This is a genomic window from Caballeronia arvi (assembly GCF_001544695.2).
In the GTDB taxonomy this organism is placed as follows: domain Bacteria; phylum Pseudomonadota; class Gammaproteobacteria; order Burkholderiales; family Burkholderiaceae; genus Caballeronia; species Caballeronia arvi.
Genome location: NZ_FCOM02000001.1, coordinates 457167 through 470895, shown reverse-complemented (window position 1 = coordinate 470895; position 13729 = coordinate 457167). Strand labels below are relative to the sequence as shown.

The window sequence follows — 13729 nt, the reverse complement described above, 5'->3', positions numbered from 1 at the left end:
GTCAGCTTCCCGGCTTCGCGAACAGCGTCACCTCGACACGGCGATTGCGCGCGCGGCCGGCGGGCGAATCGTTCGGTGCGACGGGATCGGCGTCGCCTTTGCCTTCGGCTTTCAGGCGCTCGGGCGCGACGCTCGCGGCGAGCAGATCGCGCACGTTCGCCGCGCGTTCCTGCGACAACTCCCAGTTCGACGGAAAGCGTGCCGAGCGGATCGGACGGTCGTCGGTGTGGCCGGTGACGAGCACGTTGCCCGGCACGGCCTTGAGCGCCGCCGCGATGCGCCCGATCAGCGGCTTCGTTTGTTCGGCGACATCGGCGCTGCCGGGTCGAAAGACGTTGTCGCCATGCAGCGTGACGACGGAGCGGTCGACGCGGTCATCGACGGCGACGAGGCCATCGCGGATTTCCTGCGCGAGAAATTCCGCGAGACGCGGCCGCGCCGCCTGCGTGACGACGAGCGGCCGCTGCGCGCCCGCGCGGATCGACGCGAGCGTATCGAACGCCGGGTCGGATGCGCGGCCGAGCTGGAAGCTCATCGCGAGCCAGGCGGCTGCGAGCAGCAACAGCGCGAACGCGCCGACGACCCAGACCGGCAGCACGTCGGTCGTGCGCCGCCGCGCCGTCGGCACGCCTTGCCAGTGCGGCGACAGCGCGCGCTCGGGCTCGCTGCGCTCCTTGCGGATCAGCTGATACAGCCGCGCGCGGATCGCGTCGAGTGTCTGCCGGCCTTGCGCGGCCACGCGATAGCGTCCCTCGAAGCCGAGCGCGAGCACCATGTTCGCCAGTTCCAGCAGATGCAGATGCTGCGCGGGCTTCTGCGCGAGCCGCGCGAGCAACTGAAAGACTTTCTCGCCACCCCACGCTTCGTTGTGAAACGTGACGAGCAGGCTTTGCCGCGCCCAGACGCCCGCGCCCCACGGCGTGCCGGAAGCGGCTTCGTCGAGCATCGTGCAGACGATGTAGCGCGCCGCCGTCACCTGTTCCGACGCGATGCCGTTCGCGCGCGCCTCGTCCTCGAAGCGGCGCACGCCCGCCGCGAGCGAGTCGCGCAGCGCGGCGGGATCGGCGCAGGCGCTCATCGTGCGGATGCGCGGCGCGAGCTGCAACAGCGGGGCGCACGCCGCGACCAGCGGATTGACCGCGCCGCCGCCCGCGAAGGCCGTGTCGAATGCCCGCTGACCGGAACCGGCCGACGCCGCCGTTGCACCCGACGCCGCATACGCGCCTTCCGTGCTGCCGCTGCCCGCGCTGCGACGCCGCGCGCCGGGATTGGGCTTGATCATCGTCTGATCGGATTCGAAGCCTGCGAAGGGATCGTCGTCGTGCGCCATGGTGTCCGATGACCTCGCTCTTCAATGACGGATCGCCCAGAATTCGAGTTCGAGCGCGGGAAAGTCGCCGGCGATATACATCGCCAGATTGCCGGTCTGCTCCAATTCCTTCCACAGCTCGCCGCCGCGATCCAGTTCGAAGTACGAAAAGCCCGCGTGAAACGGAATCTGGCGCGGCGCGACCGGCATCGCGCGCAGCCCGATGCCCGGCAGCGCGAGATTGACGAGATCGCGCAGCTTTTCGGCGGGCGCGATCTTCACCTGTGTGGGAAAGCGCGTGCGCAGCGTTTCGCCGGGCATCTGCGCGTTCGCGGCGAGCACGAAGCCCGCGCTCTTCACGAGCGCCAGATCGTCGATGCGGGCGACGCGCACGCCGGGCTTGCGGCTTTGCAATTCGATGGCGACGGCATCCGGTTCGCGCACGATGCCGATGAGCTGCCGCACGTCGCGCATGAGCGGCTCGAACGACGTGGCGACATCGTCGTGGCGATACGGCGGATACGCGAGCACTCGGCGGCGCTCGTCGAACGCGGCGAGATCGCCGGCGAGCGCGAGCGTCGTCTGATAGAGCCGTTCGGGATGCAGAAGCGGCACTTGCAGCAGATGCGCGTACTGCGGCTCGAAGCGGTTGAGCGTTTGCAGCAGCAGAAAATCCGCGATTTCCGCGACGCCGCCGCGCCCCGGATTCGCAAGCCGGCTCGCGAGCCGGTCCGCATGCTGATGCACGAGGCCGGCCAGCTCCTGCGCGTAGCCGAAGAGGCGCGGATCGGCGTGCGCGTGGAGCATCGGCGGGATGTATCCGGGATCGAGCAGCACGCGATTGTCAGCGCGGCGTTCGAGCACGCGCGCGAGGCCGATGGTCGCGAAGGCGTCGGTGGCGTCGCGCGCGAGCATCAGGCGCAGGTTCGGCGCGCCGACGCGAATCTGCGCGACGCGATCGGTGCTCGTCGTCACATCGGCGACGGAGGTGTCGGTCGTGCGAAAGCGCAGGCCGTCGATGCGGCTGTCCGTGTTGCCGTCGGCATCGAATTCCTTGGCGCCCGCGCGCGCGAGCGGCAGCGCCAGCAGCACGATTTCATCGCGCGTGCCGGCGGGGATGTCGAGCGGCGGCGGCGCGGGCGCATCGTCGGGAAAGGAGAACGCGGTGCCGTCCGGCAGCACGCCGAACGCCGACGCGAGCGCGATCTTGCCGAGCCCGAGCGCGATTTCGTCGAGCATCACGGCAGCCCAGCCCCACGACCACGCCTCGGTCGCGCGCGCATGCGAGCGCACGAGATGCTCGATGAAGCGGTCGTGCTGCTGAAAATGCTGGGGTTCGAGGAACAGCCCCTCGGACCAGATCATGCGTTGATGCCAGGTCATGGTGCCTCGCGTGGCGCGTGGGCTCGATGCTCAGAGAACGATTCAGCGCGGCGGATTTGCAAACCGCCGTGCGATTTCACTTCTTCTTTCCCGATGGCGGCGCAGGCTGCGCGGCGATCGATACATCGGCGGCATCGATGCGCACGGTCATCAGCGTCGTCTGATTCGGCGGCACGGGCGCGCTCGCGCGCCAGCGCGATCGTTCGATATCGCGATACGCCGCCACGACCGCGACGAACTTCGTGCCCGGCTGCACGGTCTGCTCGACGCTGCGGCTGTCGCCCGGCTTCAGCATGAATTCGTTCTTCGCGTTGAGATCGCCGCCGAGGGTTGCCTGCTCCTTGCCGTAGAGCGTGAAGAAATCGGCGCTGTCGAAGGCGGCGGTCGACTTCAGTTCGTACACGCGCACGACGACCGGGGACGGACGGCCTGCGTGATCGGGATTGACGCCATCGAGCGCATTCACGCTGATGCGCACGATGGTCGGCGCGGGCGGCGGTGGCGACTTGCACGCGCCGATGGCGAACGCGCAGAGCAGCATCGCGCACAGGCGCAGGGGACGTGATGTGTCCATCATCGGATCGTGGATTGAGTGTGACTTCGGACACAGCAACAGACGAACGAAGCCGCCGCGCTTTTCAAAACGGTCGAGGTGTTTCGTCTAGTGAGGGCACCGCGCCGGGCGATATCCGGTTGCGCCGGTGCGAGGCGACGGTCTTCGAGGAGCGCATTCGTGAAACCGATCGAGCGGATCGCGCCGGCCCGTATTGCGGCCGGTGCTGCGGCCGGTGCTCGCGTGCCGGCGGGCGACGCGGCCAGGCGGCTTTGCACGGCGCTCGCGTTGCTGGCGGCGCTTGGCGCTGCTGCACCCGATGCGCGCGGACAAGGCGCGCCGGGTGTACGCACCGCGCCGAACGTGCAAAAGACACCCGCCACGCCAGGCGACGAAGCCCCGACGCCCGCCGCGCGTCAGGCCGAAGCCCGCGTGCGCGATGCCGAAACCATCGCGACCTTGTCGCAGGAAGGGCGGCTTCTGCTCGCGCGCGATCAGGTCAAGCTCGACGGCTACGCGTACTGCAGCATGTCGGTGGCGGCGGCGGAGCGCGGCGATTTCCGGCAGAGCATCGAGGCGGCGTCGCGGGCGCTCGTCGTCGCGCGTCAGACGGACAACGCGAACCTCGCCGCGTTGTCGCGCCGCGATCTGGCGATCGCCTACAGCTACGCCGGCGATCTCGACGACGCCGAACGCTACGCGAAAGAAGCCATCGCCGCGGGCGCAAAAAATCCCGAACAGGTGCTCGCGCCCGCGCACAAGGTGCTCGGCGACATCGCGGCGCGGCGTGGCGACCCGGCGGGCGCGCTCGTCGAATATCGCGCGGCGCTGGCGGTCGCATCGGAAAGATATAAGCCAATGGTCCTGCTCTCGATCACCAACGCGCAGATCGCGACCGGCGACGCGGCCGGCGCGCGCGCCACGTTCGGTCAGACGAGCGGCGTGCAGGAAACCTTGCTCGCGCCGCTGTACAAGCGCATCGAAGGCAATCTGCTGCTCGCGGAGAACAAGCCGCAGGCGGCGCTCGAAGCCTTCACCGCGAGCGCGACGAAAGACGGCACCGACGCGAGCTACGACAATCTGTGGGCGCACGAAGGCATGGGCCGCGCGTATCTCGCGCTCGGCGATCGCCAGAAGGCACGCGCAGCCTGGCTCGCCGCGCTCGACGATTCCGAAACCATCCGCGCGCGCTTTCGCAGCGACGAGTTCAAGACCGGTCTTTTCTCCGATACGCAGACGGTCTTCGAGGAAACGATCGCGCTCGTCGTCGAGGACGGCGACTACGCGCTCGCCTGGACCCTCTCCGAAAAAAGCCGCAGCCGCGCGCTGCTCGATGTCGTGCGCAACCGCCTCGCGACGAACGTCGACGAAACGCAGTTGAACGGCCGCGCGCTCTCGCTCGACGACGTGAAGAGCGCGCTGAATCCCGGCGAGGCGATCGTCGAATATCACGGTCTGCCCGACAGGATGATCGCGTGGGTCGTGCGCCGCGACGGCATTCAGGGCTTCACGCTGCCGATTCCCCGCAAGGAGATGACGCTCGCCGTCGGCGACTTCCGCACGTCGATCATCCGCGGCCGTCCGCAGGCGCTCACCTACGGCGCGAAGCTCGACGCGCTGCTGATCCAGCCGCTCGGACTGCGTGCGAACGAGCGGCTCGTCGTCGTGCCGAACGGTGCGCTGCACTACATGCCGTTTCAGGCGCTCAGGAATGCGCAGGGATTTCTGATTCAGCGGCACGCGCTCGCGCTCGCGCCATCGGCGAGCATCGCGGTGCAGCTCGTGCGGCGGCAGCAGCGCATCGCGAGCAATCTCGTCGCGTTCGGCAATCCGCGCATTTCGCCGGAGTTCGATCTGCCGGGCGCCGAAGCCGAAGTCCGCGCGATCGGGCCGCTGTTCGCGCAGCGCGAGACCTTCGTGCAGGGCGAGGTCACGCGCAAGGCCTTCAGCGACAACGCGCCGGAAGGACGCATCGTCCATGTGGCGACGCACGCGCAGGCCGACACCATCGATCCCTTGCATTCGCGCGTGCTGCTCGCGCCCGCGAAGCAGCCCGCCGACGGCCCCGATCCGCTGCTCGCGCAGGACATCTACAACCTGAAGTTCGATTCCGTCGCGCTCGTCACGTTGTCGGCGTGCGAAACGGCGCTCGGGCGCATCGAGCGCGGTGACGAAATCATGGGCTTCACGCGCGCGTTCTTCTACGCGGGCGCGTCTGCGCTGCTCGTGTCGATGTGGCCCGTCGCCGACGAATCGACCGCGCTCACGATGCGCACGTTCTACGGCTCGCTCACGAAGGGCGAGGAAGCCATCGACGCGATGCGCGACGCCCAACTCGCCGTGCTCGCCAACAGCCGCTTCGCGCATCCGTTCTACTGGGCGCCGTTCGATCTGATGGGCAACTGGCGGCTCTCGGTCGCGCGCTGACGCGATCATCGACGGGGATTGCAGAAGTGAACCACGCCATGAAATCCGAATCCTGTTCCTCGCGTTCGAAAGCGAAGGCGCGTCCGCGGCATCTGGCGCGCGCGGCCGGCGTGGGCCTCGTCTGCGGCAGCGCGCTGACCGCGTGGGCGCAGCAAGTGCCGATGCCCGGCACGGCGCAGGTTCCGAGCGCCGGCACGCTGCTCAACGAGCAGCCGCGTCCGTCGACCGCCGCGCCGCCGCCGGGCGGTGCGAACGCGCTGCCCGCGCCGCCCGCCGCGCCGACGGAAGTGCCCGAAGGCAAGAAATTCGTATTGCGAAGCATCCATCTCGCGGGCAACGAAACGCTGTCGACCGACATGCTCCTGCCGCTCGTCGCCGACAAGATCGGCCAGGAAGTGTCGATCAACGATCTGAACGCGATGAGCGCGCGCATCGCGCAGGCGTATCGCGAGCGCGGCTTTCCGCTCGCGCAGGTCGTGATTCCGCCGCAGGACGTCACCCAGGGCGATGTCACCTTCACCGTGCTCGAAGGCAAGATCGGCCGCGTCCGTCTGACGATGGCGCCCGGCGCGCCCATCAAGGAATCGATGGTGCGCGCGCGGCTCGCCGCGATCGAGCCGGGCAAGCCGCTCAGGCAGAGCGAGCTCGAGCGCACGATGCTGCTGCTGTCGGACTTGCCGGGCATCCGCGTCACGTCGGCGCTGGAAACCGGCGGCACGCCCGGCACCGTCGATCTGAGCGTGACCGTCGAGCCCGTGCGCCGCTGGAACTTCGCCGTATCCGCCGACGACTATGGCGCCGCGCCCGCCGGACGCTGGCGGCTCGGCGCGGTCGGGCGGCTCGCGTCGCCGTTCGGCATCGGCGACAACCTCGACATCAATCTGCTCGCCGCCGAGCGTGCCGACACCGTGTACGGGCGCATCGGTTACGACGCGCCCGTGGACGCGAGCGGCACGCGCGTCGGCATCGCGTATTCGCATCTGTACTACTACCTCGGCGAGCAGTTTTCGGCGCTCAACGCGCACGGCGATGCGGATGTCGTCACCGCGTCGGTGTCGCATCCGCTGATCCGCTCGCGCAGCCAGAACCTGCTGTTGCGCGGCGCGCTGGAATATCGCTCGCTGACCGACAAGATCGACGCCGTGAGCTTCGACAATCCGCAAAAGCTGTACGTGGCGAGCGTCGGGCTGTCGTACGAAAGCCGCGACAGTTTTCTCGGCGGCGGCTTCAACAGCGCGGACGTCCAACTCGCGTTCGCGCATCTGAACATCGACTCGGCCCTCGCGGAGGCGATCGACCAGGGTCCGTTCGGACGTCACACGCAAGGCAACAGCGTGCGCCTGACGATGCAGGCGAACCGGCTGAACGCGATCACCCGCAACACGAGCTTTTTCGTGGGCGTGTCGGGGCAATGGGCGAACCAGAACCTCGACAGTTCCTCGCGCATCACGCTCGGCGGGCCGCGCGCGGTGCGCGCTTATTCGCCGTCCGAATCGGTCGTCGACGAAGGGCTGATCGCCACCGCCCAGCTCCGTTACACGGTGATTCCGTCGCTGACGCTGTCGACGTTCTTCGATATCGGCGTCGGCCGCTACAACGCGCGCTCGATTCCGGGGCAAGGCGCGAACACCGTCACGCGCAGCGGTGCGGGCATCGGCGCGTTCTGGACGGGGCCGTACGGCATCACCGTCGATGCGAGCGTCGCCTGGCGACTGACGCGCCCCGACACGACCGGCGACGACAAGGTTCCGCGCGTGTACGTCCAGGTCTCCAAATCGTTCTAGCGCAAGCGGATCGGCAATCAAAGGAGTTCGCCATGAGCGACATCACTGGCCTTCGGACCCGCAAGCATCGCCGGGCGTGGGACCGCGCGATCCGCCGTTTCGCGAGGCGCGCCGCGCGTCACGCGGGCGCCGATCTCAAGGCGACCGCGCTCTTGCCGCTGCTCGTTTTCGTCGCGGCGCCGGGCGCGTTTGCGCTGCCCGTCGGCGAGCAGGTTCAGAGCGGCAACGTGACGATCAACCGGCCGAACACGAGTTCGATGACGATCAATCAGGGCTCGCAGAAAGGCATCGTCAACTGGAACGGGTTCTCGATCGCGGGCAACGAGCGCGTCGATATTTCGCAGCCGTCGGCGCAGGCGGTGCTGCTCAACCGTGTGGTCGGCAGCGACGCGAGCCGCATCGCCGGGCAGCTCAATGCCAACGGCCGAGTGTTTCTCGTGAATCCGGCGGGCGTGGTGTTCGCGCCCGGCGCGTCCGTGAACGTGGGATCGCTCGTCGCGTCGACGCTCGGCATCACGAACGACGAATTCCTCGCCGGGAAGTATCACTTCAATCAGAACGGGGCGCCGAATGCGAAGGTGTCGATCGAGAAAGGCGCGAACATCACGGCGTCGTCGGGCGGCGCGGTCGCGCTGCTGGGCGCGCAGGTCGACAACAGCGGCTACGTGAGCGCGACGCTCGGCAAGATCGCGATCGGCGCGGGCAGCGACATCACGCTCGATTTCGCCGGCGACGGCCTCACGATGCTGAAGGTGAACAAGGATGTCGCGAACGCGCTCATCAGCAACTCGGGCACGGTCCAGGCCGACGACGGGCAGATCGTGATGTCGGTGCGCGCCGCCGACGAAGCCACGGCGAGCGTGCTCAACCAGACCGGCACGGTGCGCGCGAGAAGCATCGAGACGCGCAACGGGCGCATCGTGCTCGATGGCGGCGCGACGGGCGTCACGGAAATCGGCGGCACGCTCGACGCCACCGCGCCCGGCTCAGGCGCGGGCGGGCATATCGACGTGACGGGCTATCACGTGGCGGTGAACGACGGCGCGCGCATCGACGCGAGCGGCGCGCAGGGCGGCGGGCGCGTGCGCGTGGGCGGCGGCGCGGCGGGGAAGGAAAGCGATATCCGCAATGCGGACGCCGTCTGGATGGGACCGGGCGCCCAGGCGCGAGCCGATGCGCTCGTGAACGGCGACGGCGGCAACGTCGTGTTCTTCGGCACGCAGGCCGCGCGCGTCTACGGCAAGGTGACGGCGCGGGGCGGCGCGAACGGCGGCAATGGCGGGCTGATCGAGACATCGGCGCTTCATCTCGACGTGCCGGGCGACAACATCGACGCGAGCGCCCCACACGGCGCGGGCGGGACGTGGCTGCTGGACCCGTTCAACGTGATCATCACCGACAGCAACCAGGACGAAAATCCCACCCGCGACTTCACCGCGACGGCTGACGATACGCAAATCGGGGCGCAGGCGATCAACGCCCAGTTGAACAGCGGCGTCAACGTGACCGTCAGCACGGGCACCTCGGGGACGCAGGCGGGCAATATCACGCTGCAAGGGCCGATCGCGAAGACATCCGGCAGCAGCGCGACGCTCACGCTGAACGCCGCAGGATCGATCATCGCGCAGCGCGTCGAAGGCGCCTCCGCCAATGCGGAGATCGTCGCGTTCACGAACACGAGTGCGGCCCCGACGGGGCAGCTCAATGTCATGCTCAACGCCAATACGGCCGGACTGACGGACGGCACCGCGATCATTTCCCTCGGCGGCACGTCGGCTTTGCCGATGAACATCTTCAGCAACGGCGGATTCATTACGATCGGCGTGCCGCAGCAGGCGAATGGCATCGCGCCGGCCGTCGTGCTCGCCAACGCAATCATCGATTCACGCGCGATGAACTTCACGCCGCCGCCGCCGCCCGTCATCGGCATTCGCGCGGCGCTGCTGGATTTGAGCCCGCGCAGGGTGTTTTCGCCGCTAAGCCGCACGTTGCAGACGGTCGTGCCGAACGCCGCCGCCACCGCCCAGAGCGGCGCAATCACCCTCAACGGCAACGGACCGGCGACGAACCCGGCCGCGGGTCGCGCCAGCGTCGGCGTCGCGATCGGCAGCGGCTCCGAGATCGCGGCGACATCGGGCGCGGTCACGCTGACGGGCACCGGCACGACGGGCGGCGTGTCGCTCGGCGCGGTGACCGTCTCGACGGCGGGAAACATCTCGATCGACGGGACGGCATCGGCGGGGCGGGGCGTCGATATCGGCGCGGCCGCCGGCGCCGCGCTCGAATCGACGGACGGCGCGGTCACGCTCACCGGCCGCGGCACGACCGGCGGCGTGGTCCTGAACACGGCGGACGTCACTGCGTTCAGCGGCGTATCGGTCAGCGGCACGGCGTCGGCGGGCGTGGGCGTCAGCATGACCGGAGGCGGGGCACCGAGCATCGTGAACGTGTCGTCCGGGCCGCTCGCGATCAACGGCACCGGCACGGCGGGCGGGGTGTCGATGGAGACGATGCGCCTGTTCTCGCTCGGCGACCTGACGATCACCGGGACGTCGGCGGCGGGCGTGGGCGTCGCGCTGTCGAACACGAACGCCGAATCGAACACCGGCTCGGTGACGGTCCGGGGCAGCGGCGGCGCGGGCGGCGTACGGACGCAATTCGGCAGCTTGTCGTCGGACGAGGGCGGCGTGAGCCTCGACGGCACGTCGCTCGCCTCGGGCGGGAGCGCACGCGCCGACGGCGTCTCGATGAGCCAGACGCCGATCGATGCGTCCGGAGCCATCACGATACGCGGCCTCGCCGCGCTGCAAGGGCCGCTCGGCGCGGGCGTGACGATTCTGTCGGCGGCGGAAGGCACGTTGAGGCTGAGTTCCGGTACGCCGGGCATCCGGATCGAAGGCAGCGGCAACGGTTACTCGGGCGTGGCGATCGGCAACGATGTCCCGGCCGGAACCGCGCGGACCGTGTTTTTCAACTCGGACGTCGCCCCCGCGTTCACGCCGCCGCTGACGATTCTCGGCACGACCAACGGCGCGGCCGTGCCCGGTGGATCGGCTGCGGCGGGCGTGAGCATCGCCAATGCGCTTCTCAATGGCTCGGACGTGACGCTCGCCGGCTCGGTGTCCGGCACGTCGGCGGCGCACGGGCTCGATATCCAGGAGTCCACTGTGACCGCGACGCGCACGCTCGGCTTGCGCGCATCGAACCTCAGTCCGACGACGTCGTCGATTCAGGTCGGCGGCGTTACTACGGCGCTCGGCGTCCCCGCGGGCACGCTCCTGCTCGCGCCGGGCATGGTGACGCCGGGTGCGTCGTTCACCGTCGCCGCCGACGATGCCGCGCCGATCAACATCGGCGTTCCCGGCGTGTCGGGGCCGGGATATACGCTCGATACCGCTTTCGGCGGGCGCTTCGCCGCGGGCGTCGCCAATGTGTACATCGGTTCGGCGAGCCACACGGGGCGCATCGCGCTCGGCACCGTGTGCGCCGCTGCGCGATGCGCGAGCGTGCTGCCCGGCATCAGCGGCGAACTGTCGATTGCGAACGCGGGCGCGGGCAGCCAGGGGATCGCGTTGTCGGGTGTTGCGGGCATGAACCGGCTGATGCTCGATTCCGCGGGCGCGTCCAGCGAAGGCGCGGCCGGCATCCAGACGAACCAGCTGCTGCTCTCCGGACCGGGCCGCTTCACGCTCACGAGCGCGGCGAACGCGATCGGGCAGGTCTCGTTCGCCGGCACGGGCGACACGTCGGTGACAGGTCTCGGGCAGATCGTCGTCGCGCCGCTCGCCGGCAACGTATTCGACGCGCGCGGCAACGCGCTCGCGCCGGTTTCGACAGTCGGCGGGGCGTCGACGCTGACCGGCGATCTCACGCTGACGGCAAGCGCGAACGGCAACGCGGGCACCGGCACGATCACGACCGCCATGCCGATACAAAGCGCCGCCACGCGCGGGACCACGCTCACGATGCGCGCCGCCGATACGGTGTCGATCGGTTACGGCATCACATCGGTATCGGCGCCGTTGAATATCGTCGCGGATGCGGTGAGGCAGGTGATCGTGAGCGGTGCGAACGGGTTGCGCATCGCGATCCGGACCAACGGCGGCAACGTGACGCTCGGCACGCAGGGCGGCGGCGCGACGGGCTTCGACGGCGCGTCGGTGACGCTGCGCCTTGCCGACATCGACACGCGCATCGGCGCGCCGGCCGGTGCGCCCGCCGCCACGGGCGGCGTCGTGACGATCCACGGCGTCGCGCAGCCGCCGATTCCCGGCAACGGGGACGGAGCCGGACCGCTCGCAATCGCACCGTTCGGCGTCGAGCTGGACGGCGCGTCGATTACGAGCGGCAGCGGGCGCATCGAACTGATGGGGCAAAGCCTGAACCCGGCGGTCAATCCCGGCGATGGCCTCGTGCTGCGCAACGCGTCGCGGCTCGCGAGCGGCGCGGGCGGCATCGATGTGTACGGCGCGGGCAGCGGGCCGGGCTCGGCAGGCGTCGCGCTGCTCGATGGATCGACGATCACGAGCGCGGGCGGCGCAATCGACATTCGCGGCGCGAACGTGGGCGCGGGCGCAGGCGCAGAGCCGTCCTCGCCTGCTTTCGGCGTGGCGCTGCTGAACGGCTCGATCGACGCAAGCGCGCCGGGCGGTGCAGTATCGATCGCCGGTTCGACCACCACGGCCGACGCGGGCATTGCGTATGGCGCGGTGCCGCTGCCGGTCAACGCGGGACGTGTCACCGGACCGTTTTCGATCACGACCGGCCCGCAAGGCACGATCACGCTGCGTGCGTCGAACGACGGAACGGCCACGAGTCTCGTCGGACGCAGCGGGGTGGGATCGATTTCGACGCCTGGCGGCTCGTTGTTCGTGTCGCCGGCGACCGTTGATCCGGCGACGTTCGGCGTCGCGCAAGCCAACGCCGTGCCGATCACGCTGTTCGGCGCGGCCGCGACGCACGGCCTGTCCATCGACGCCGCCACGTATCAAACCTTCTCGACCGGCATTCGGACGCTCGCGCTCGGTTCGTCGACGCAAACCGGGCGCATCGTTGTCGAAGGTCCGTGCGCGGGTGGGGCCAGTTGCGCCACGCGGCCCGCCGTCGCGACGAGCCTCACGCTCCAGAACACCGGCGCGGGCAGCGCGGGCATCGATCTGCCGTCGGGTCTCGCGCTGCCCGGCAAGACGCTCGCGCTCGCGTCGGCGGGTCCCGTGACCGACCCGGGCGGCATTCAGGCGCAAACGCTGTTGCTCGCGGGCGGCGGCGATTTCGATCTCGCCGACGCGGGCAACGACGTCAAAACGCTCGCGCTTGCCGGCGCGCACGACGTGAAGTTTTCGACGCCGGGCAGCTTCACGATCGGCACAGCGAGCGCGAACGGCCTCGACGGCGCGACGGGCGCGCTCACGACCATCGGCGGCACGCGGCCGTTCGTGACCGGCAATCTGACCGCGATCTCGCAGAACGGCGCGATCGCGCTCGGCACGCCCGCCGCGCCCTCGCAGTTGAGCGCGGGCGGCAGCATCGATCTCGTGATGCAGAACGCCGTCTTCGATAACGCGTCGGGCGGCACGCTCGCCGCGGGCAACGTATGGCGCGTGTGGGCGAAGACGCGCGACGGCGAGAACCGCAACGGCATCGATCCGGGCGGCACGCTGCCGAATTTTTACGGCTGTCTCTACGGTGGCGTCTGTAGCTGGAACGGGCAGCCGTCGCAGAACGTCGTGCCCGCGGACGGCAACCACTTCATCTACGCCGACCGGCCGACGGCGACGATCACCATCGGCAATCAGACGCGCGGCGAAGGTTCACCGAATGCGCCGTTCGGTTTCGATATCAGCGGGCTGCTCGGCGGCGACCAACCCGGCTCGGCGATCCTCGTCACGCGTCCGCCCGGTTCGTCCGCGACGCCGATCTCGCTGGCGGGCGCGTATTCGATCGACGGCACGTTCTCGTCGCCGGTCGGCTACAACATCGTCGTCGTGCCGGGGACGTTGACGGTCACGCCGCTCCAGCTTCAGGGCGCGGTCTTCAATCGCACCGGACTGCAGCCGCTGTTCACGGCGCAGGAGCAGACGTTCGTCTACGAGAGCAACACCGGTGCGGTGAACATCTGCGTCGGCACGAACGAGCCGATTCTCGCGTTGCAACAGCCCGAAGGAGGCGCGGATACGCTCGCGGCGGAATGGAAGCGCGTGCGTTCGCGGCCGAATCTGAACAATTGCCTCGTCGTGAACGGGCAGCACGGCTGCGGCGAATTCTGAGCGGAGC

At 69.2% G+C, this 13729-nt stretch carries 6 protein-coding genes; 3 read left to right on the top strand and 3 right to left on the bottom strand.

Annotation, left to right across the window (positions count from 1 at the left end; genetic code table 11):
* Position 1: 1 nt before the first annotated feature.
* The 3 genes from AWB74_RS02065 to tssJ all read right to left on the bottom strand — a co-directional run bounded on the left by AWB74_RS02065 (position 2) and on the right by tssJ (position 3266).
* Positions 2-1330, bottom strand: coding sequence for a DotU family type VI secretion system protein (locus AWB74_RS02065; protein ID WP_061145068.1), 1329 nt, complete (start codon positions 1328-1330; stop codon positions 2-4).
* 21 nt (positions 1331-1351) lie between these two features.
* Complete coding sequence (tssK, locus tag AWB74_RS02060; RefSeq protein ID WP_061127755.1) at positions 1352-2692, bottom strand: type VI secretion system baseplate subunit TssK; 1341 nt, start codon at positions 2690-2692, stop codon at positions 1352-1354.
* Between the two features lie 76 nt (positions 2693-2768).
* Entirely contained in the window at positions 2769-3266 is a 498-nt protein-coding gene (gene tssJ / locus AWB74_RS02055) for a type VI secretion system lipoprotein TssJ (RefSeq protein ID WP_061145067.1), read from the bottom strand.
* Between the two features lie 159 nt (positions 3267-3425).
* On the opposite strand from tssJ, the gene AWB74_RS02050 reads away from it, so the two are divergent.
* The 3 genes from AWB74_RS02050 to AWB74_RS02040 are packed head-to-tail and all read left to right on the top strand — an operon-like array spanning position 3426 to position 13722.
* A complete protein-coding gene (locus AWB74_RS02050; RefSeq protein WP_235024456.1) occupies positions 3426-5672 on the top strand; it encodes a CHAT domain-containing protein in 2247 nt (748 codons plus the stop codon).
* Between the two features lie 38 nt (positions 5673-5710).
* On the top strand, positions 5711-7456 hold the full coding sequence (locus AWB74_RS02045) for a ShlB/FhaC/HecB family hemolysin secretion/activation protein (protein WP_087038745.1): 1746 nt from the start codon (positions 5711-5713) through the stop codon (positions 7454-7456).
* A 32-nt stretch (positions 7457-7488) separates the two neighbouring features.
* A complete protein-coding gene (locus tag AWB74_RS02040) occupies positions 7489-13722 on the top strand; it encodes a two-partner secretion domain-containing protein (RefSeq protein WP_061145066.1) in 6234 nt (2077 codons plus the stop codon).
* The last annotated feature ends 7 nt before the right edge of the window (positions 13723-13729 follow it).

Coding starts and splice junctions, on each gene's coding strand:
- AWB74_RS02045 (WP_087038745.1), top strand. CDS start 5,711: ATGAAATCCGAATCCTGTTCCTCGCGTTCGAAAGCGAAGGCGCGTCCG.
- AWB74_RS02065 (WP_061145068.1), bottom strand. CDS start 1,330: ATGGCGCACGACGACGATCCCTTCGCAGGCTTCGAATCCGATCAGACG.
- tssK (WP_061127755.1), bottom strand. CDS start 2,692: ATGACCTGGCATCAACGCATGATCTGGTCCGAGGGGCTGTTCCTCGAA.
- AWB74_RS02040 (WP_061145066.1), top strand. CDS start 7,489: ATGAGCGACATCACTGGCCTTCGGACCCGCAAGCATCGCCGGGCGTGG.
- tssJ (WP_061145067.1), bottom strand. CDS start 3,266: ATGGACACATCACGTCCCCTGCGCCTGTGCGCGATGCTGCTCTGCGCG.